The sequence below is a fragment of the Achromobacter xylosoxidans genome, from assembly GCF_014490035.1.
GTDB lineage: Bacteria > Pseudomonadota > Gammaproteobacteria > Burkholderiales > Burkholderiaceae_B > Achromobacter > Achromobacter bronchisepticus_A.
Map to the genome: position 1 here is coordinate 3,417,414 of NZ_CP061008.1, position 17,826 is coordinate 3,435,239.

Annotated in this window: 19 protein-coding genes; 9 read left to right on the forward strand and 10 right to left on the reverse strand. The window is 67.6% G+C overall.

What is annotated here, in order from left to right:
- Entirely contained in the window at positions 1-3,009 is a 3,009-nt protein-coding gene (locus tag IAG39_RS16005) for a GAF domain-containing protein (protein ID WP_118932443.1), read from the forward strand.
- 11 nt (positions 3,010-3,020) lie between these two features.
- Here IAG39_RS16005 and IAG39_RS16010 read toward each other — a convergent pair whose 3' ends face one another.
- Positions 3,021-4,499, reverse strand: coding sequence for an RNA polymerase factor sigma-54 (locus IAG39_RS16010; protein WP_118932442.1), 1,479 nt, complete (start codon positions 4,497-4,499; stop codon positions 3,021-3,023).
- A gap of 145 nt (positions 4,500-4,644) precedes the next feature.
- A complete protein-coding gene (locus IAG39_RS16015; protein ID WP_165867826.1) occupies positions 4,645-5,547 on the reverse strand; it encodes a sigma-54 interaction domain-containing protein in 903 nt (300 codons plus the stop codon).
- Positions 5,548-5,820: 273 nt separating this feature from the next.
- Between IAG39_RS16015 and IAG39_RS16020 the strand changes: the two genes are divergently transcribed.
- Positions 5,821-7,191 (forward strand): sigma-54-dependent transcriptional regulator, encoded by a 1,371-nt coding sequence (locus tag IAG39_RS16020; RefSeq protein WP_118932440.1) that lies wholly within the window; start codon positions 5,821-5,823, stop codon positions 7,189-7,191.
- Between the two features lie 2 nt (positions 7,192-7,193).
- Here the strand turns inward: IAG39_RS16020 and IAG39_RS16025 are convergent, their stop codons facing one another.
- A complete protein-coding gene (locus tag IAG39_RS16025) occupies positions 7,194-7,577 on the reverse strand; it encodes a hypothetical protein (RefSeq protein WP_059375993.1) in 384 nt (127 codons plus the stop codon).
- A 166-nt stretch (positions 7,578-7,743) separates the two neighbouring features.
- On the opposite strand from IAG39_RS16025, the gene IAG39_RS16030 reads away from it, so the two are divergent.
- Complete coding sequence (locus IAG39_RS16030) at positions 7,744-7,977, forward strand: hypothetical protein (protein WP_059375995.1); 234 nt, start codon at positions 7,744-7,746, stop codon at positions 7,975-7,977.
- Positions 7,978-7,992: 15 nt separating this feature from the next.
- Here the strand turns inward: IAG39_RS16030 and IAG39_RS16035 are convergent, their stop codons facing one another.
- Positions 7,993-8,316: a DUF378 domain-containing protein gene (locus IAG39_RS16035; RefSeq protein ID WP_059375997.1), complete on the reverse strand. Its 324-nt coding sequence runs from the start codon at positions 8,314-8,316 to the stop codon at positions 7,993-7,995.
- A gap of 160 nt (positions 8,317-8,476) precedes the next feature.
- Between IAG39_RS16035 and IAG39_RS16040 the strand changes: the two genes are divergently transcribed.
- Together IAG39_RS16040 and IAG39_RS16045 are read left to right on the forward strand one after the other, a co-directional pair.
- Positions 8,477-9,067 (forward strand): hypothetical protein, encoded by a 591-nt coding sequence (locus tag IAG39_RS16040; protein ID WP_059376000.1) that lies wholly within the window; start codon positions 8,477-8,479, stop codon positions 9,065-9,067.
- A gap of 16 nt (positions 9,068-9,083) precedes the next feature.
- A complete protein-coding gene (locus IAG39_RS16045) occupies positions 9,084-9,704 on the forward strand; it encodes a DUF4142 domain-containing protein (RefSeq protein ID WP_059376001.1) in 621 nt (206 codons plus the stop codon).
- Positions 9,705-9,719: 15 nt separating this feature from the next.
- Here the strand turns inward: IAG39_RS16045 and IAG39_RS16050 are convergent, their stop codons facing one another.
- From IAG39_RS16050 to IAG39_RS16060, 3 genes are all read right to left on the reverse strand, one after another.
- Complete coding sequence (locus tag IAG39_RS16050; protein WP_118932439.1) at positions 9,720-10,607, reverse strand: SDR family oxidoreductase; 888 nt, start codon at positions 10,605-10,607, stop codon at positions 9,720-9,722.
- 83 nt (positions 10,608-10,690) lie between these two features.
- The gene (locus IAG39_RS16055) at positions 10,691-11,032 is read right to left on the reverse strand and encodes a YqjD family protein (protein WP_054454257.1); all 342 of its coding nucleotides are present in this window, start codon (positions 11,030-11,032) and stop codon (positions 10,691-10,693) included.
- Positions 11,033-11,109: 77 nt separating this feature from the next.
- The gene (locus IAG39_RS16060) at positions 11,110-11,439 is read right to left on the reverse strand and encodes a four-helix bundle copper-binding protein (protein WP_059376006.1); all 330 of its coding nucleotides are present in this window, start codon (positions 11,437-11,439) and stop codon (positions 11,110-11,112) included.
- A 162-nt stretch (positions 11,440-11,601) separates the two neighbouring features.
- Between IAG39_RS16060 and IAG39_RS16065 the strand changes: the two genes are divergently transcribed.
- Complete coding sequence (locus IAG39_RS16065) at positions 11,602-11,853, forward strand: hypothetical protein (RefSeq protein WP_118932438.1); 252 nt, start codon at positions 11,602-11,604, stop codon at positions 11,851-11,853.
- On the opposite strand, the gene IAG39_RS16070 is transcribed toward IAG39_RS16065, so the two are convergent.
- On the reverse strand, positions 11,839-12,909 hold the full coding sequence (locus IAG39_RS16070) for a DNA topoisomerase IB (protein ID WP_118932437.1): 1,071 nt from the start codon (positions 12,907-12,909) through the stop codon (positions 11,839-11,841). The two genes, IAG39_RS16065 and IAG39_RS16070, sit on opposite strands and share 15 nt — an antisense overlap.
- Positions 12,910-13,033: 124 nt before the next feature.
- On the opposite strand from IAG39_RS16070, the gene IAG39_RS16075 reads away from it, so the two are divergent.
- From IAG39_RS16075 to IAG39_RS16085, 3 genes are all read left to right on the forward strand, one after another.
- The gene (locus tag IAG39_RS16075) at positions 13,034-13,201 is read left to right on the forward strand and encodes a hypothetical protein (protein ID WP_013393888.1); all 168 of its coding nucleotides are present in this window, start codon (positions 13,034-13,036) and stop codon (positions 13,199-13,201) included.
- A 48-nt stretch (positions 13,202-13,249) separates the two neighbouring features.
- Positions 13,250-13,402, forward strand: a complete 153-nt coding sequence (locus IAG39_RS16080) for a DUF3309 family protein (RefSeq protein WP_013393887.1) — start codon at positions 13,250-13,252, stop codon at positions 13,400-13,402.
- Positions 13,403-13,566: 164 nt separating this feature from the next.
- Positions 13,567-14,508: a 2-hydroxyacid dehydrogenase gene (locus IAG39_RS16085; RefSeq protein WP_118932482.1), complete on the forward strand. Its 942-nt coding sequence runs from the start codon at positions 13,567-13,569 to the stop codon at positions 14,506-14,508.
- Positions 14,509-14,518: 10 nt separating this feature from the next.
- Here IAG39_RS16085 and IAG39_RS16090 read toward each other — a convergent pair whose 3' ends face one another.
- Positions 14,519-15,352 (reverse strand): universal stress protein, encoded by an 834-nt coding sequence (locus IAG39_RS16090; protein WP_118932436.1) that lies wholly within the window; start codon positions 15,350-15,352, stop codon positions 14,519-14,521.
- Positions 15,353-15,465: 113 nt separating this feature from the next.
- Positions 15,466-17,592 (reverse strand): FUSC family protein, encoded by a 2,127-nt coding sequence (locus IAG39_RS16095; protein WP_118932435.1) that lies wholly within the window; start codon positions 17,590-17,592, stop codon positions 15,466-15,468.
- Positions 17,593-17,826: the final 234 nt, after the last annotated feature.

Genomic DNA, 17,826 nt, shown 5'->3' on the forward strand with positions numbered 1-17,826 from the left:
ATGCTGACCAAGCGGGACCGAGTGGCGCTACCCTGGACGGACACGCTTGCCCGCCTGGAAGACGAGCGCATCATGTTGCAGCGCATAGCCGCCGGCATGCCATTGGCCGAAGTGCTGGAGCACGTGCTGCATGCCATCGAGGCGCAGTCCAGCGTGGAGCTGCGCACATCCATCGCACTGGTGGACGAAACTGGCGGCTTCCTGCTGCACGGCGCCGCGCCCAGCCTGCCGGTGGCCTACAACACCGCGGTGCATAAGGCCGTCATCGGCCCCGGCAGCGCATCCTGGGGCGAGGCGGCCTACACAGGCAGCCCGGTCTATGTGGAAGACATCGCCCTGAATCCGGGTTGGGAGCGCTGGCGCGACCTGGCCCTGTCGCACGGTTTGCGGGCCTGCTGGTCCACGCCGATCAAGGCGCCCGATGGCCGCCTGCTGGGCGTGTTTTCCAATTACTACGCGGTGGTGCGCTCGCCATCGGCGCACGATATCGACGCGATCGCGCTGGTGACGCGCAGCGCCGCCCTGGCGATCGAACGGCATCTGACGGAACTGGCGCTGCGCCAAAGCGGCGAACGCTGGCGTGCGATGTTCGCCGGCATGCAGGAGGCGTTCTTTCTCAGCGAGGCGCTGCGCGACGATGTCGGCCGCATCGTCGATTTCCGCTTCCTGGAGGTGAACCCCGCGTTCGAGCGCCAGACCGGCATGAAGGAAGGCGATACGCTGGGCCACACGCTGCGCGAGATGATCCCGGGCGTGCCCGGGCAGATCATGGACACCTTCGCCCAGGTGGTCGAGACCGGCGAGCCTATCCAGTTCGAGTTCATGGTGCCGGCGCCCAAGGAAGCCTGGTACGAGGCGCGCGCGCGCAAGGATGGCGCCGGCCGGATGATGGCGCTGTTCCTGGACGTGACCGCGCGCAAATCGGCCGAGGCTGAACTGTGGGAAGGGCAGCACCGCAAGAATTACCTGGCTGCGCTGGGCGACCGCATGCGCGAACTGCATCGCGAGGAAGAGATAGAGCAGGCCGCCTGCGAAGGGCTGTGCCAGCATCTGGCGCTTGGGCAGATGGCGGTGCTGGATACGCGGGGCGAGGATCATACCCCGGTCATTTCCTCGGTCTGGCCCCCGGGGTCCGCGCTCCTCGGCCAGCCGCCGCATACGCTGGATGCCTTGGGCGACGACTATCATGCGGCCTTGCGGCTGGGACGCACGACCTACCTGGCGCCGCTGCTTGGGGAAGCGGGCGGCGAGATCCGCCCATGGGCCATCGTCGTGCCGCTGCGGCGCTGGGGCCGGCATGCAGGCGCGATGCTGGCATGTCCCGGGTCGGGCAGCAGGCTCAAGAGCAGCGACATCGCGTTCATCGAGGAAGTGGCCGAGCGCATGTGCGCCGCGGTCGAGCGCTCGCAGTACGCACGGACGCTGGAACAGCGCGTCGAGGATGCGATCGCGGAGCGTGACCGCATTTGGCGTCTTTCCCCGGAGCTGCTCGCGGTGATCGACCGCCAAGGGCGCTTCGCCAGCGTCAACCCCGCGGTGCGGCCCATCCTGGGCTGGACTCCCGAGCAATTCATGTCGATGGCGCTGCGCGACCTGATCCATCCGGAGGATTTGGCGGCGACGCTGGCGGCGTGGAGCTGGGCGTCCGGCGACGCCGGCCCCCGTCCTGGTGCGAAGCATCTCGAGAACCGCCTGCTCAAGCGCGAGGGTGGCTATTGCTGGATAACCTGGAGCATGTCCTGGACCCAGGACAGCCTGTACATGACCGGCCGGGACGATACCGACCTCAAGCTGCAGGCCGAGGCCTTGCACGACACCGAGAACGCGCTGCGGCAGTCGCAGAAAATGGAGGCGGTGGGGCGCCTGACGGGCGGCATCGCCCATGATTTCAACAACATGCTGCAGGGGATCTCGGGCGCGCTCTACCTGGTGGAGCGCAAGATCACGGCGGGCGCGCCGGAACAGGCGCTGCGCTTCGTCGACGTCGCCATGGATTCCGCGAACCGGGCCGCGCACCTGACGCAGCGGCTCCTGACGTTCTCGCGCCGCCAGCCCATCGACCCCAAGCCGTTCTGCGCGGCGTCCGCACTGCAATCCATGGTGGCGCTGTTCCACCGCTATACCGGCGAACGCGTGGCGCTGCGGCTGGACCTGCAGCCGGAACTGTGGACGGTCTGCTGTGACAAGAACCAGTTCGAGAACGCCATGTTGAACCTGGTGATCAACGCCTGCGACGCCATGCCCAACGGCGGCGCGCTGACGGTTGCCGCGCGCAACGTGGAGCCGGACGATCCGCTCCTGTCGCAATGCGCCGGGGAGCATGCGGGACGCTACGTGGAAGTATCGGTGAAGGACGTGGGCTGCGGCATGCCGCCGGACGTGCTGGCGCACGCGTTCGACCCGTTCTTCACCACCAAGCCCTTGGGCCAGGGCACCGGGCTGGGCCTGTCCATGATCTATGGCTTCGCCAAGCAGGCTGGCGGCGCGGCCAGCCTGGAGAGCACGGTGGACGTGGGCACTACGGTCAGGCTGTTCCTGCCGCGCCATGACGGCGCGCCCGAAAGCGTGCAGCACGGCGAACTCCCGGCGGCCGCTACGCGCGGCGCGGCGCGCAAGGAAGTCGTGCTGGTGGTGGAAGACGATGCGAACGTGCGCGAGATGGTGCGCGAATGCCTGGCCGAACTCGGCCTGGAGGTGTTGACCGCCGTGGACGGCGAGGCCGGACTGGAGGTGTTGCAGTCCGCGCGCAGCATCGACCTGCTGGTGACCGATGTGGGGCTGCCGGGACTCAATGGCAGGCAATTGGCCGACGCCGCGCGCCTGGCGCGTCCAGGCCTGCGCGTACTGTTGATGACCGGATACGCGGAAAGCGCGGCGCGCGGCCAGGGCTTTCTTGAACAGGGGCTGGAGCTGATCGTCAAACCCTTCCAGCTCGACAAGCTGTCCGAACGCGTGCAAGGCATGCTGGACAGTGCGCCGGGCAGGCCGGGGCAGCAGGCCCGGCCCTGACCTGAGACGGCCTAATGGCGGCGGCGCAATTCCGCGGGCGGCATGCGCAATTGCCCGCGGTACTTCGAGACCGTTCGCCGCGCCAGCAGGATGCCGTTGGCCGCCAGTTGCTGGGTCAAGGCCACATCCGACAGCGGCATCGCCGGGTCCTCGGCCTCGACCATTTCCTTGATCAGGGCCCGCACGGCCGTGGCGGAGCAGGACCCGCCAGTGTCGGTGGCCAGTTCGCGGGAAAAGAAGTGACGGAATTCGAACACCCCGCGCGGCGTCACCATGTACTTGCCGACAGTGGCGCGCGACACCGTGGATTCGTGCATGTCCAGGTCATCGGCGACCTCGCGCAGCATCAAGGGCCGCAAGGCCACGTCGCCATATTCGAAAAAGGTCTGCTGGCGCTTGACGATGGCTTCGGCCACGCGCTGGATCGTGATGTAGCGCTGTTCGACGTTGCGCACCAGCCAGCGGGCTTCCTGCAGCTCCTGGGCCATGGGGCTGCGATCGTCCAGGCGGGCGCGCCGGAACAGTTCGGCATAGGTCTGGTGCAGCCTCGCCTGGGGCATGGCGTTGCGGTTGGGCAGCACGCGCCAGCGCGATTGCCATTTGTCGACGAACACGTCGGGCACGACGTAGACGGGCGCTTCGGCGCTGTAGCGGCCTCCCGGTTTCGGGTCCAGGCTGCGGATCAGCGCGCAAGCCTCGCGCAAGGCGTCTTCAGAACAGCCCAGCTGCTGGCGCAGGCCGGCGCAGTCGTTGCGGGCCAGCCGCTCGAGCTGCTCGGCCACGATGCGCATGGACAGGGCGCGTAGCGCGTCGCCGATGCCGGTCGCTGCCGCCAATTGCAGCAACAGGCATTCGGCCAGGTCGCGCGCAGCCAGTCCAGGCGCATCCAGCTGTTGGACCAGGCGCAGCGCGGTCATCCATTCGCCTTCGTCGGGGACGGCTTCGGCGCCGCGGCGTGCATCGCCCCACAGGCTGGCGAGCGGCACCCGCAGGTAGCCGTCGTCATCCAGTGCATCGATGATGTACTCCGCCAACAGCCGGTCGCGCGGCGCCAACTGATAGTTGCCCAGCTCCAGCGACAGCCGTTGGCTCATGGACAGCGTGGACGCGGCCCATAGGCCCTGGTCACGCTCGGGGCCGTCGCCCTGGCCGCGTGTCGGATAATCGCCGGAGTAGGCCGGCGCGTCCGGCAGCGGCGGTTCTTCCTGCGGGACGGGTTCCGGCGGAGCCGGATCGGCGCCGTCCGCCAAAGGAGGAAAGACCGCAACGGCGGGGCCTGCTTCGGCCTCCTGCTCATCGGCGTCTTCCAGGAAGGGATTGCTGGCCAGGGCCTGCTCGACCGCGGTGGTGAACTCCAGGGCGGTCATCTGCAGCAGCTTGACGGATTGCTGCAGGCGGGGCGCCAGCGTCATCTGCTGACGCAGGCGCAATTCTTGCGAGGGGTAGACCAATCGAGTCTCCTGGACAGCGGCTGCCGACGGGCAGCTCATCCTGAAACTCAAGCAAAGACCATGCCAGGTGCCCCAGCGGGCGGGGGGCGGCCGGCGCGCGTGCGGCGCCGGCCCAGTATTACAAGGAAGCGGTAAGAAATGCTCTCCCGCGCGGTCCGGATGCTCACGTGCCGGCGGGATCCCGCTAGTCCTTCTCGTAGTCGTCGAGCCGGTTGTAGAGCGTCTTCAGACTCAAGCCCAGAGTCTCGGCGGCGCTGCGCTTGTCGCCCGCGTGATGGGCCAGCGTCGCCAGGATGAATGCGCGCTGTGCCTGGCCCAGCGACATGCCGATGGGCAGCGTCAACGCGCCGTCGCGCAGCATGGCATGCCGCCCGCCGCGGTTCCGCGGCAACAGCTCGTCCTCGAGCTCGCCGTCGGCCAGGATGAACGCGCGCTGCACGGCGTTGCGCAGCTCGCGGACATTGCCTGGCCAATCATGCAGGGAGATCGCATCCAGCATCTGCGCAGAGAAGGTCTTCTGCGTACCGTTGGCGGTGTTCAGGGTATTCAGGAACCAGTGCGCCAGCACCAGCGCATCGTCGCCGCGCTCGCGCAACGGCGGCACGCGCAACGGAATCACCAGCAGCCGGTGCAGGAAGTCCTGGCGCAGGCGGCCTTGCGCGACGGAGGCGAAGGGATCGCGGTTGCTGGCACAGATGATGCGGACATTGGCGCGCAGCAGGTCCGAGCCGCCCACGCGCTGATAAGTGCCGGCCTCCAGCACGCGCAGGAAGTTGACCTGCAGGTCCGGCGGCATTTCGGTCACTTCGTCCAGGAACAGCGTGCCGCCGCTGGCGTACTCGAAGTAGCCGGCGCTCTGTGCCACAGCGCCGGTGAAGCTGCCTTTTTCATGGCCGAACAATTCGGCATGCGCCAGGCTGCCGCTGATGGCGCCGCAGTTCACGGCCACAAAGGGCTGTTCCCGGCGTTCGCTGGCGTCGTGGATGGCGCGCGCCACGATTTCCTTGCCCGTGCCGCTTTCGCCCACGATGAAGACGCTGGCGTCGGTGGCCGCAGCCAACTGCAGTTGGACGCCGAGCTTTTGCATCACGGGCGACAGGCCCGACGCGTCGGTCAGTACGTCCGGGGACGCCTGCGCCGGCGCGCGCGCGGCGTTCGGGGTGCGATTCGGCATGCTGATTCCTGGGTCCTGCACGGACCGTGAACGTCACAACCCATGCTAGTGAACTGGACCAGGGCAGGATGCGACGATTTGCAAGTATTCGAAAATCTTGGTGGAAAGTATCGAACATTTACCCCCGGCCCACCTGTAGTCGCTATGCTGAAGGACTTACAACAACATCCGCGATACGGAGCAAGCATGCCTCATCTGCTGATCGTTGATGACGACCCCACGATACGCGAAACCCTGGCCGAGATCGGACGCGAAAGCGGTTTTTCCGTGGCCTTGGCAGCGAGCGTCAAGGATGCGCTGATCCAGCTGGAGCGCCATGCGCCCGACTTGGTGTTGACCGACATCCGCCTGCCCGAGGGCAGCGGCATGGAGATCTTCAAGAGCGAGGCCGCCGCCAGCGCGGAGGTCGTCGTGATGACGGGGCACGGCACCGTCGACAACGCGGTGCAGGCCTTGCGACTTGGGGCCACCGATTACCTGGTCAAGCCGATCTGCATGGAGCGCTTGAACGGCATCTTCGCGCGAGTGAATGCGAATTCGGGCAGCGAGCTTTCGGGCGCCCCATTCGAGGAGCCGGGACGCTACGGCAAGATGTACGGCGCGTCGGACTGCATGCAAGAGCTCTATCGGCAGCTCGGCCGCGTGGCCAAGACCAATGTGACGACCTTGCTGATCGGCGAAAGCGGCACGGGCAAGGAACTGGCCGCGCACGCCATCCATGAACTCAGCGCGCGCCGCCAGCGGCCGCTGATCGCGGTGAACTGCGGCGCAATCTCGCCCAACCTGATCGAAAGCGAAATGTTCGGGCACGAGCGCGGCAGCTTTACCGGCGCGGACCGCCAGCACAAGGGCTACTTCGAGCGCGCCGACGGCGGCACCCTGTTCCTGGACGAAGTGACCGAAATGCCGCTTGACCTGCAGGTCAAGCTCTTGCGGGTCCTGGAGACCGGGCAGTTCATGCGCGTGGGCACCAATCGGGAGATCGCCTGCGATATCCGGATCGTCGCCGCGACCAACCGCGATCCCGAGCAAGCAGTGAAGGAAGGCAAACTGCGCGAGGATCTTTATTACCGGCTGAGCGTCTTCCCCATCAAGTTGCCGGCGCTGCGCGAGCGCGGCGACGACATCCTGTTCCTTGCGAATCGCTTCCTGCAAGGCTTGAACCAGGAATCCGGCAAGAGCAAGGAATTCTCGCCGCGCGCGCTGGCCGCGCTGCAGCAGTATGCATGGCCGGGGAATGTGCGCGAACTCAAGAACTACGTGCGCCGCGCCTTCATCATGGCGGACGGCGACACGCTGGAAGTGGACATGCTGACGCCGCGGGTGTCGCCGGCGGGCGAGGGCGGCCAGGTCAGCGTGCCTGTGGGAGAAACCTTGGCGGAAGCGGACCGCCGCCTGATCCTGGCGACGCTGGAGCGCTGCAACGGCGTGAAAAAGCAGGCCGCGGCGGTACTCGGCATCAGCCCCAAGACGCTGTACAACCGGCTCGAGGAGTACGCCGCGGCGGACGCGGAAGGCGCCGCCGCGGCGCCTGGCCGGAAACAGGACCGGCCCTGACTTCATTTGCCGTACCGGGTCTTCAGGTCGGCCATGCACGCGTCCTTGGCGTTGCCGGACATGGCGTCGCACTTCTCCTTGCCAACCTTGTAGTCGGCGTCGTTGCGCACCTTCGCCGCGTCGTGCGAGGCCTCGGCTTTTTCCTTGCCTGCCTTGGCGTCGGCCCGGGCCTTGTCGCGCGTGGCTTCGGCCTGCTGCTGGCAGACGTCCTTCTGGTTGCCTTTCATGCCGTCGCAGTGTTTTTTGTCCAGCTTGTACTGGTCATCGATCTGGGCGTTGCTGCGCACGGGGCCGGCGCTGGTTTGCGCGGTTTGTGCCTGGGCCTGAAACGCCAGGGCGGAAAGGCTCAGGGCGACGGCGGGGAAAACGACTCGGGACAGATTCATGGCTGACTCCTAGGGTGGGGACCCGGCATCGCCCGGGCCTGGCCGCATGTGCAAGCAAGCGGCGTTCCCGGGCCTGGCGGGCACGCCGCTTGCTCCGGCACCTTGCCGCAGGCGCTGCCCATGCGCACGCTGCAAGCATTCATTGAACGACCACGGGAATACGAACATGCAAACCAAGCGCGCAGATCACGAAAAGGCGGACACGGAGCAAGGCAAGGCCAATGCGCCGCGCACGCAAACTGAAGCCGCGCATCGCAGCGGCCAGTTCGGGACGGACAAGCCGGACTTCGGCAAGCCGCCCGCGGCGCCCAAACGCGAGTCGGACAAGAAGCCCAATGACAAGGGCGCCGAGTACGAGGAAGGCGGCCAGTATCCGGGCAAGCGGCCCGGCTCAAAGTAGCCGTTCGCGGCGGTTTCAGTCCGCCGCTTGTTCCGGCTGTTCGTCCGCGTTTACGTTCGTCTCTTGTTCGCCCAGCCGGAACAGCAGCACCACGCTGTATAGCGCGGCCAGTCCGATCAGGCCGTAGACGCCGCGCGTCGCGGCGGCCGACGGCAGCACCTTCGCGAAGACATCCAGGTTCACCGCCGCGATCAGGCCGCAGTTCAGCCCCCCCGCGACCACCGCGATCAACGCCGACCAGTCCAGGAGGGAGAGGCCGCGGGCCTCGGGAGGAACCGGGGGAGGAGCAGGATCTTCTTCCAGTTCGGAAAAATCTTCTTGGTTGCCGGGCATGTCCATGTGGAAGTCCTTACGCAGAATGCGGGTAGGCGGGACTGCGGGCGGACGGCCTCTGAACCTGCCGGACCAGGCCGCTCGCCAGCGCTACAGCAACTGCCATGCCCGAGAGCGGGCACGGCGGTTGCTGGCAGCCAGGGAATGATTCCCGAAGGAGAGCACAATGTCCCTGATCGTTGCCGCCCGTTTCGACACTTTCGACCACGCCGCCGAGGCGGCGCGCAAGCTGTGCGCCGAAGGATTCACCGAAGACGACATCCATACCTTCTACATCAACACGGCGGGTGAACACGCGCGCTTTCCGATAGGCGGCGACCGCGTGGCCGACCCCGACGCCCGGGGCGGCCATTTCGGCGCGGTGGCGGGCGCTTCCGCGCTGGGTCTGGTGTTTGCGCTGCTGGGCGGGTTGATCGCCGCCCGGGTCGGGGCTTCGGTCTTGATCGTCATTGCCGCTGCGGGGGTAGGCGCTTATCTGGGCGCGCTGGCCGGCGCGCTATGGGTGATCGGGCGCGGACGGCGCAGGCATCCGGCGGCGTCCGTCGCCCGTGACGCGCATCCCGCCGTACGCCAGGCGGGCGTGATGCTGGCGCTGCACATATCACCGGACCGCGATGCGTTGGCAAGAACCGTGCTGACGCAGGCTGGCGGCACGGACATCGAGCGCGCACAGGGCCGCTGGTTGAATGGCAAATGGGAAGACTTCGACCCCTTGACGCCGCCGCGGCATGTGGAAGCGTCGACGATGGCGAACTAGGCCGAGGGAGACGGACATGAAAAAGACCTTATGGCTCTGCGGCGTCGTCGCGCTATGCCTGCTGGCCGCGCCCGGCGTGCTGGGCGGGGTGCAGGCGCAGGAGCTGGCGGAGCCGGAAGCGCGCTTCCTGCAGGCGGCGGCGGGCTCAGGCATGTTCGAGGTGGAGGCGGCGGAGCTGGCGAAGAAGCTTGCGGGGGACCGCGACGTAAAAGCATACGCCGCGCGGATGCTGGAGCAGCATGGCGCCATGAACGCCCAGCTGAAGACCCTGGCCGGACGCAAGCAGGTGAAGCTGCCAGCGGAACCGTCCGAACCCGACCGCGACACCCTGCAACAGCTGGGCAACAGGACAGGCCCCGACTTCGACGCGCTCTATATCGAAAAGGCGGCCGTGGACGCGCATACTACCGCCAACCGCCTGTTCGAGACGGCTGCGCGCGAGTCCAAGGATCCGCAGGTGCGCGATTTCGCCGTGCGCGCGCTGCCCATGCTGGCCGAGCATCTGGCAATGGGCCGCAAGCTGCAACGCACGCCGCCCGCCGATGCGGACAAGATCCAGCCGGCAACAAAGGGCGAAGCGCCGGCGGTTTCACCCGCGTCGCGCGAAGCGCCCGCATCGATCGCGCCGGCAAAGTAACGGGCCGCGCAGGCCTCAATCGCCCGCGCTGCCGGTAATGGGCAGGACGATGCCGGTGATGTAGCTGGCGCACACGGGCGAAGCCAGGAAGACATAGGCCGGAGAGATTTCCTCGGGCTGCGCCGGCCGCCCCAAGTCCGTGTGCTTGCCGAATTCCGTGATTTTCTCCGGACTTTGATCCGCAGGATTCAGCGGCGTCCATACGGGTCCCGGCGCCACTGCGTTCACACGCACGCCCTTGGCGGCGAGGTTGGCGGCCAGCGATCGCGTAAAGGCATGGATCGCGCCCTTGGTGGTGGAGTAGTCCAACAGCCTGGCGCTGCCGCGCAGGCCCGTGACCGATCCGGTATTGATGATGGAGGCGCCCGCGCGCAGATGCGGCAGCGCCGCGCGCGCCATCTGGAAGTAGGCGGTGATATTGGTGCGCAGCGTCTTGTCCCACTTTTCGTCGCTGATCTCGGGCAGCGTGTCCGTGTGCTGCTGATAGGCGGCGTTGTTCACCAGGACGTCGAGCTTGCCGTACGCCCGGATCGTCTGTGCCACCGCCTGTTCGCAAAACGCGGGTTCCTGTACGTCGCCTGCGATCAGCAGGCAACGGCGGCCTTCGCTTTCCACGGCGCGCTGGGTGTCTTCAGCGTCCTCTTGCTCGTTGAGATAGACGACCGCTACGTCGGCGCCTTCGCGCGCATACAGCAGGCAGACCGCGCGGCCTATGCCGGAATCGCCGCCTGTCACCAGCGCAACCATGCCCTCGAGCTTGCCGCTGCCCTTGTACTGCGGCGCCTGGTACTGTGGCTTGAGAACCATGTCGGCTTCCTGCCCCGGCTTTTCCAGGTGCTGGGCCGGCATGGGCGGTTTGGGATGCGGGCGGGCGCCGGTGTCGGCTTGATCGGGCTTGCTCATGTGGGCCTCCTGGTGGGCAGGCGCGACAGGCGCCTCCCCATTGCCGAGCAAACGCCATGCCTGGCCCGCCGCGCGCGCCGGGGCTACTGCCGTCCCACCACCACGCCAAAAAGGAAAGCTGCGCCGGCCACCAGGCCGATGGCCTGCCAGGGCCGGGCGTGGATGTACTCCTCGGTGCAGTCTATGGTCTCGCGCATCAGGTCGCCGGCGTGGTCGGAAGCGTCCCGCAAGCTGCGCCGCGTGGCGTGCAGCTGTTCGGACAGGCGCGCCTTGAGCGCCTCAAGATCGGTCGCCGAGGCATCGCTGAGCGTGGCTTCCAGATCGTCGATCCAGGCCTCGGGATGCCGTGCTCGCCTGTGCGCGCCGCGGTTGTCCGGGCCGTTTTCCGGAAAGTCTGAGGGCAGGGGGGTGTTGGTAGAGGCCATCGGTAGCTCCTGGCTGTCGGGCGGGAAATGCGCCTGCGCGGACCGGCCCGGGCGGCCGCGCAGCGGATCGGAAGGTTTCAGGCCTCCAGCATGTCGCGGCAGGCCAGGGTGCAGCTCAGGCACGCGCCTGCGCACACCTGGCAATGCTCTGCCTCGTGCGATGAGCATTCGCGCGCGCACGCATCGCATATCAATGCGCACAAGGTGCAAAGCGCATTGGCGAACTCGCCGTCGCGTGCCAGCATGGCCGCGCAAAGCCGGCAAACCGCGCCGCAATCGGTGCACAGCGCAATGCATCGCCGCATGTGCGCCGGGTTCTCGCGCAGGCAGGCGGACGCGCAAACATCGCAGGCGACGGCGCATTCATAGCAGGCTTGCACACATTGCTCGAAATTTTGGTCTCGCATTGCATCTCCTTGTGTGCGCCCGGTACGCGCAGCAACGGGCATGCCTGGGGGCCGGGCCACATCCGCTTGCAATTTGATGCCGCGCTGCGATGACCGCAGCGGCCTGGAGCCCTAGCATGGGAACTCGTATTCCCTACGGGGGAGCCACTGCAGGAGCCACGCATGAAGCCAGCATCCATACCCGGATCCGCGAAGCCGGCGCAAGCCGGCAAGCGGGCGGAAGACAACGCTAAGATACTGCCGCCGCGCGCTCTCGTCGATGTGCCGCGCAGACCGGATAAACCAGACGCCTCGACCCCGGACGAGGCCGCGCGCGACAAGCGCGTCGTGGCCGACACGCGCACCGAGTCGAACTGGGCGGACGGTTCCGCGCCGCAACCGCGGGCCAAGAACGCGCGCTCATCGATCCTTTGACGCTTGCTTGGCGTTCGCTGCCGCAGCGGCCTCTCCGCCCAGGAAGGCAAGCAGGCGGCGTTCGTCCGCACTCAGTCCACGGGGCCCCCGCGGCGCCGCTGAGCGCGCGGGTAGCGTGCCGTCCAGATAGGCGGCCAGAATGGCCGGATGCACATAGCAGGCGCGACATACGGCTGGCGTATTGGCTAGGCGCCGCGCGACCTGCTTGATCACTTCCACCACCGTCTTCTGCGCCTGGGCGGCGCTCTCGTGCGGGTTCGCCTGAAGGGCGGCATAGGCCATGACGGAGCCTGCCCAGGTACGGTAGTGCTTCGCCGTGAAATCGCCCGCGCCGGCTGCGCGCAGATAGGCGTTGACCGCGCCCGAATCGACGGGATGGCTGCCGCCGTCCTCGTCCAGATACTGGAATAGTTGCTGGCCAGGTATGTCCAGGCAGCGCTTGATGATGCGCGCCACGCGCCGGTCCGCGGCGCTGACGTCGTGGGTCACGCCGCTCTTGCCCTGGAAGCGGAAGCGGAACTTGTCGCCCGTCACGCTGGCGTGCCGCCGCTTGAGCGTGGTCAGGCCATAGGACTTGTTGGTTCGGGCGTACTCGCGCGCGCCGATGCGCACCAGCGTCGTCTCCAGCAAACGTACCAGTACGGCTATCACCTTGTTCTGGGACAACCCGGCGGTACGGAGTTCGCGCTCGACCTGCCGCCGTATGCGCGGGAGCGTCTGGCCGAAGGCTGCAAGGCTCTGATACTTGCTCGCATCGCGCACTGCGGTCCAATCGGAGTGGTAGCGGTACTGCTTGCGTCCTCGGGCATCGCGCCCGGTGGCCTGCAGATGCCCGAGCGGGGTAGGGCAGATCCACACTTCTTCGTATGCCGGCGGTATTGCCAGGGCGTCGATGCGCTTGATTTCCCGCGCGCTGCGTATGCGTCTGCCTTGGGCGTCCAGGTAGTGGAAGGCGCTGCCGTTGACACGGACCCGGGCATAGCCTGCCTGGCTGTCGTCGTAATAGACCAGCGCTGCGCCGCCGCGGGCGGGTGCCGTTCGGGAACTTGGGTTCATGTCGTCTGCGGCAAACAGGGGGACAGGGACGCTGTCATCAGCATGCGGCGTGCCCGCAATCCCCGACGAAGGGGCTGGGCACGCGGCTTGCTGATGGATGAGTGGATTTTCCCCGGAGACAGCCATGCACATCGCGTACTCGTACTACCTGCACGTTCCGCCCAAGCCAGATCCGATCCCGCCAGGTTCGCCGCCCGGCGACCTGCCTGTTGATCCGGATACCGACGAACCGGACGTGGACCTGCCGCCCTTGTCGCCGCCCGGCAAGGAGATCACGCCGCCCAGCCCCTGACGCGGGCTGTGGCTTTTCCCTGATCCCAACAAGAACCGAGGAGTCGCCATGTCGACCATCCTGCTGATTATTCTTATCCTGCTCCTGGTCGGCGCCGTGCCGGCCTGGCCCCATAGCCGCGGTTGGGGCTATTACCCCAGCGGCATACTGGGCATATTGCTGATCGTGCTGATTGTGATGCTGTTGACCGGCCGGCTCTAGCAGGTCCAATGCGGTCATGAAGGCGCGAGCCGTGTCGGACGGCTCGCGCATCGGTCCGAGCGCCGGGCGGCCGTCTGGCGGACCGGCGGGTGGCGCGGGCTTGCGCCCAGGCGTAAGATCGCCGGGTTTTTGTGCAGCCCTCCGCCATCCGCGGCATTCCCGACATGACCATCCCCTTGCTTGTCTTGATAGAAAGCGTGCAGGATTACCTGCCCGAAATCGAAGCGCGCGGCTTTCGCGCGATTTTTGCGCCTACCGCCGATTCACGCGCGCAGGCGATCCGTGATCACGGCCCGGAGATCCGCATCGTGCTCACGCGCGGAGCCACCGGCTTGTACGCGCAGGAAATGGCGGCGATGCCCAAGCTGGAAATCGCCTGCTCGCTGGGCGTGGGCTACGAAAACATCGATCTGGCCGCTGCGGCCGAGCGCGGGATCGTCGTGACCCATGGTCCGGGCGCGAACGCGGTATCGGTGGCGGACCATGCCATGGCCCTGCTGCTGGGCGCGGCGCGGCGCCTGCCGCAAGCGGATGCGTCGGTGCGCCAGGGCCATTGGAGCGGCTTCATGGGACCGCAGGTCACCGGCAAGCGGCTGGGGATCCTGGGCCTGGGCACCATCGGATTGGAAATCGCGCGGCGCGGCGCCAACGGCTTCGGCATGAGCGTGGGCTATTACAGCCGCAGCGTTCGCCCGGAATCGGGCTATGCCTACTTCGACAGCCCGCGCGCGCTGGCTGCGGCATCGGATTTCCTGGTGGTGGCGACGCCGGGCGGATCGGACACGCGCCACCTGGTGGACGCGCAGGTATTGGAAGCGCTGGGGCCGGAAGGCTATCTGGTGAACATCGCGCGCGGCAGCGTGGTCGACACGCAGGCACTGATCGCGGCCTTGGCCGAGCGCCGCATTGCGGGCGCGGGCCTGGACGTGGTGGATGGCGAGCCCGACGTACCCAAGGCACTGATCGAGCTCGACAATGTGGTGTTGACCCCGCACAACGCGGGGCGCTCGCCGGAAGCGGTGCATGCCACCGTGGCGCTGTTCCTGGACAACGCCACGGCGCACTTCGGCGGCAGGCCGGTGCTGACCCCGGTGCGCCGGGGCTAGCAAGCCAAGGCTAGTGCGAGAACATGACCGGCACGGTCATGCTCTTCAGGATGGACGCCGTCGCCCCGCCCAGCGCCCACTGGCGCAGCTTGCTGTGGCCATAGGCGCCCATGACGATCAGGTCCGCGCTATGGTCGGCGGCGGCGTTCAGGATGGTGCTGCCCACGCCTACGCCCTTGATGTCGCGGCGCACATGCTCGGGCGCCGGCATGCCCTGCGCCACGCAATAGGTGGCCAGGTCCTCGAACGGCGCTTCATGCTTGGGGCTGGCGGCGCCTTCGTCCATGGTCAGCACGACCATGTGCGAGGCCAGGCGCAATATCGGTGCCGCATCGGCCAGCGCGCGGGCGGCTTCGCGGCTGCCGTCCCAGCAGCACAGCACGCGGTCGCCGATGACCGGGAATTCGCCGCTGGACGGAATCGCCAGCACCGGCCGGCCCGCCGTCAGCAGGGTCTGTTCGACGAACTCGATCTCGTGCGCGGCCTCGACGTCCTCGCGGTTTTCCTGGCTGACCACGATCAGGTCGGTGGTGCGGCCCAGCAGCGCCACGGTCTCGCTGGGCGAGGAGGTACCCGCGCGCATGAATGCGGGCACGTCCGCTTCGGCCGCGGCCTCCAGAAAGGCGGTTTCCACCGCGTCGCGGCTTTGCGCCTGCAACTCCTTGATGATGCCCAGCGAACGCGACATGAGCACGGACTCGCCGTAGTAATACTGCGGCGGCGCGGCGTTGGCGTAGATGCCGACCAGCTCGGCCTTGTGCCGCTTGGCCAGGGCCAGGGCAGCTTCAATGCGGCGTTTGCAGTCGAATCCGTGGTCCAGGTGGACGGAAATGCGGCGGTACATGAAGGCCTCCTTGTTTAAGCGTGCCATGTGCATATGGTTACGCTTTCCGGCCTTCTCGCCCTTGATGCGCGTCAAGCCCGCGGCAGTTCGCCGGGGCGAGCGCAAACGGCAGGCTATGGCGCGGGGGGAGTCCGTTCCACGCGTTCGCGCAATTGGCGCAATTGGCGCGCCTGTTGCGCGATGCGGTCCAGCGGGGCTGCCAGTTCCGGATAGCCCGCGGCCACCGCAGGCGGCACGGCCAGTTGGCGGTCGCTTGCGCGGGGTGCGGGCTGCTGCGGATGCAGCGCATGCGCCAGGGCCGGACCGTACTCGGAGAGCGCTTGGGCGGCGGGCGATCCGGCGGGCGGGGCCGGCTGCAGCTCCAGCACCGTACCCGCCGCCGTGACGCGGCGCATGGCGTTGAGCAGGTTTTCCGCCGTACCGACATTGCGGTCGCGATGCACCGGATTCTGCTGCAGCCGCTGCAAGGACGCCTGCGCATTGTCGGCGGAAAGGCAGGCCATGCGGCGCAGCGCCACCAGGTCCTGCCCATCGCCGGCATCGCCGCTCTTGGCCCGCAACAGGGCGCGCGCATAGGCGGCGTGACGCTCCAGCGCCAGGCTGAGGGCGCCGGCCAGTTGCCGCGGCTCCTTTTCGGGCCAGACCAGAAAGCCCACCAGCAGGGCCAGGACGCCGCCCAGCACGCTGTTGAACGCGCGCAGGGCCGCGAGCATCGGCTCCTGGATCTCGGGCTGCTGGATGTGGGTGACCAGCACAAACTGCGAAGTCAGGAAGAACGTGAACAGCGCGTAATGAATCGTGCGCGCGGCGAAAGTGCCCAGCGCGATGGGCAGGACCGCCAGGGCCACGGACAAGGGCGTGCTCAGGAACAGGCCCAGCAACGAAGCGCCGATGGCGCCGGCCACGCTGCCGGCCACGCGTTCCAGCGTGCGCTGCCAGGTGGTCGCGAAGTAAGGCTGCAGGATGAAGACCAGCGTCAGCGACATCCAGTAGCCGTGGTTGACGGCGAAGGTCTTGGACAGCGCCACGGCGATGGTGGCGCCCACGCCTACCCGCAGCGCATGGCGGAAGGCGTCGGATTCGAAGCTCAGGTTCTGGCGCAGTGCGCGCCAGGCGTCTTGCGCAGGGTTGGCTGCGCGGCGGTCGCGTGTGGGCGCCGCCGGGGCTTGCCCCTGGTCGAACAGGGACTGAGTGACGGCCTGCGCCGTGTGCAACAGCCGGTCCAGCACCGGCGCCATGGTGGCGAGTTCGGGTGCGTGGGCCAGGGCGCTGCCGCGCAGTTCATGCAGGCCGGCGCTGTAATGGGCCAGGCGCTCGCGCAGGCACTGCGTTTGCTTGGCGTCGTTGACGTCCGAAGTGCTGGCGATGGCATTGCACAGGCTGGCGTAGCGGTGCAGCGCATGCGACAGATGGGCGCCGGCGCCGCGCCCGAGCCAGCGCGGCGCGTTCGATTCCAGCAGATCGGCCGCGGCCACCAGCGCGATGAAGCTGTCCTCCGCATTGTCCAGCAGGTACAGCAGCTGGTGCGCGCGGGCGCGGCGCGAGGGTCGCGCGTCCTGCACTTCGCGGATGCGGGTGCGTGCGGCTTCGAGCGCCGCACGCTGGGCGCTGCGCTGCGGCCGCGTGACCGCGCTCCAGGCCTGGGGGCTGGCGGCGGGCGTCAAGCCCGAGTACATGCGGGCCAGCGCGTCGGCAAAGTCCGCCAGGCCGCGGTAGCAGTGCGCGACCGCGTGGGTGGCGTCCTTCCAGGGACGCCGGCGCCATACCAGCGCCGTCATCAGGATGGCCCAGGCCGCCCCGGCCAGGAAAAACAGCGTGTATGAGAGGCTTTCCGCCCAGGTCGGGGCGGGCAGTTCGGCCGCCACCACGAAGCCCGCGGACAGCAAGGTGCCGACGATGGCCGCGGCCGGCCCCAGCACGCGCAACAGGCCGCCAAATGTGCAGCACACGAAGGTCAGGGGCAGCAGCAGCCATAGATGGGCCGCGCTGACGCTGGCCAGAAAGCAGAACAGCGCGCCTATCAGCCCCAGCGCGAGCATTGCGCCCGCGCGCTGGCGCAGGGGACCGCCCGGATCCCCGAAGCAGGCCCAGAACGCCGCGATGGCGCTCCAGCCCAGGCGCGGCTCGTGCGCCAGCACGGCCAGGATGACGGGCGCGGCGCTGATGGCCGCGGCTTGGAGGGCGTCCAGCCAGAGGACGTTGCGCAACGAGGCGCGCCAACGGAAATACAGGTTCTTCACGCTAGGAATACAGCAGCAGCGGCGGTGGGCCCGGCAGGGCGGTAGTCGCAAACCCTACCATGTCGACAAGGCTTTCCGGCGAGGGCGGCGGCCGGGGCCGGAAAGGCCGTTTCATTCATGAATCCGAGCAGCTTAATACGTATGGATACATATATGTGACTTTGCCGCCGCAGCGGCGCAGAATTGCCTGGAAGAAAGTCTGGAAATGGCATACAAAAAGCGCTGTAGCTGGGA

Bases quoted from the DNA above. Each gene is read 5' to 3' on its own strand.
- IAG39_RS16005 (WP_118932443.1), top strand. From the start codon at position 1: ATGCTGACCAAGCGGGACCGAGTGGCGCTACCCTGGACGGACACGCTT.
- IAG39_RS16010 (WP_118932442.1), bottom strand. From the start codon at position 4,499: ATGAGCTGCCCGTCGGCAGCCGCTGTCCAGGAGACTCGATTGGTCTAC.
- IAG39_RS16015 (WP_165867826.1), bottom strand. From the start codon at position 5,547: ATGCAAAAGCTCGGCGTCCAACTGCAGTTGGCTGCGGCCACCGACGCC.
- IAG39_RS16020 (WP_118932440.1), top strand. From the start codon at position 5,821: ATGCCTCATCTGCTGATCGTTGATGACGACCCCACGATACGCGAAACC.
- IAG39_RS16025 (WP_059375993.1), bottom strand. From the start codon at position 7,577: ATGAATCTGTCCCGAGTCGTTTTCCCCGCCGTCGCCCTGAGCCTTTCC.
- IAG39_RS16030 (WP_059375995.1), top strand. From the start codon at position 7,744: ATGCAAACCAAGCGCGCAGATCACGAAAAGGCGGACACGGAGCAAGGC.
- IAG39_RS16035 (WP_059375997.1), bottom strand. From the start codon at position 8,316: ATGGACATGCCCGGCAACCAAGAAGATTTTTCCGAACTGGAAGAAGAT.
- IAG39_RS16040 (WP_059376000.1), top strand. From the start codon at position 8,477: ATGTCCCTGATCGTTGCCGCCCGTTTCGACACTTTCGACCACGCCGCC.
- IAG39_RS16045 (WP_059376001.1), top strand. From the start codon at position 9,084: ATGAAAAAGACCTTATGGCTCTGCGGCGTCGTCGCGCTATGCCTGCTG.
- IAG39_RS16050 (WP_118932439.1), bottom strand. From the start codon at position 10,607: ATGAGCAAGCCCGATCAAGCCGACACCGGCGCCCGCCCGCATCCCAAA.
- IAG39_RS16055 (WP_054454257.1), bottom strand. From the start codon at position 11,032: ATGGCCTCTACCAACACCCCCCTGCCCTCAGACTTTCCGGAAAACGGC.
- IAG39_RS16060 (WP_059376006.1), bottom strand. From the start codon at position 11,439: ATGCGAGACCAAAATTTCGAGCAATGTGTGCAAGCCTGCTATGAATGC.
- IAG39_RS16065 (WP_118932438.1), top strand. From the start codon at position 11,602: ATGAAGCCAGCATCCATACCCGGATCCGCGAAGCCGGCGCAAGCCGGC.
- IAG39_RS16070 (WP_118932437.1), bottom strand. From the start codon at position 12,909: ATGAACCCAAGTTCCCGAACGGCACCCGCCCGCGGCGGCGCAGCGCTG.
- IAG39_RS16075 (WP_013393888.1), top strand. From the start codon at position 13,034: ATGCACATCGCGTACTCGTACTACCTGCACGTTCCGCCCAAGCCAGAT.
- IAG39_RS16080 (WP_013393887.1), top strand. From the start codon at position 13,250: ATGTCGACCATCCTGCTGATTATTCTTATCCTGCTCCTGGTCGGCGCC.
- IAG39_RS16085 (WP_118932482.1), top strand. From the start codon at position 13,567: ATGACCATCCCCTTGCTTGTCTTGATAGAAAGCGTGCAGGATTACCTG.
- IAG39_RS16090 (WP_118932436.1), bottom strand. From the start codon at position 15,352: ATGTACCGCCGCATTTCCGTCCACCTGGACCACGGATTCGACTGCAAA.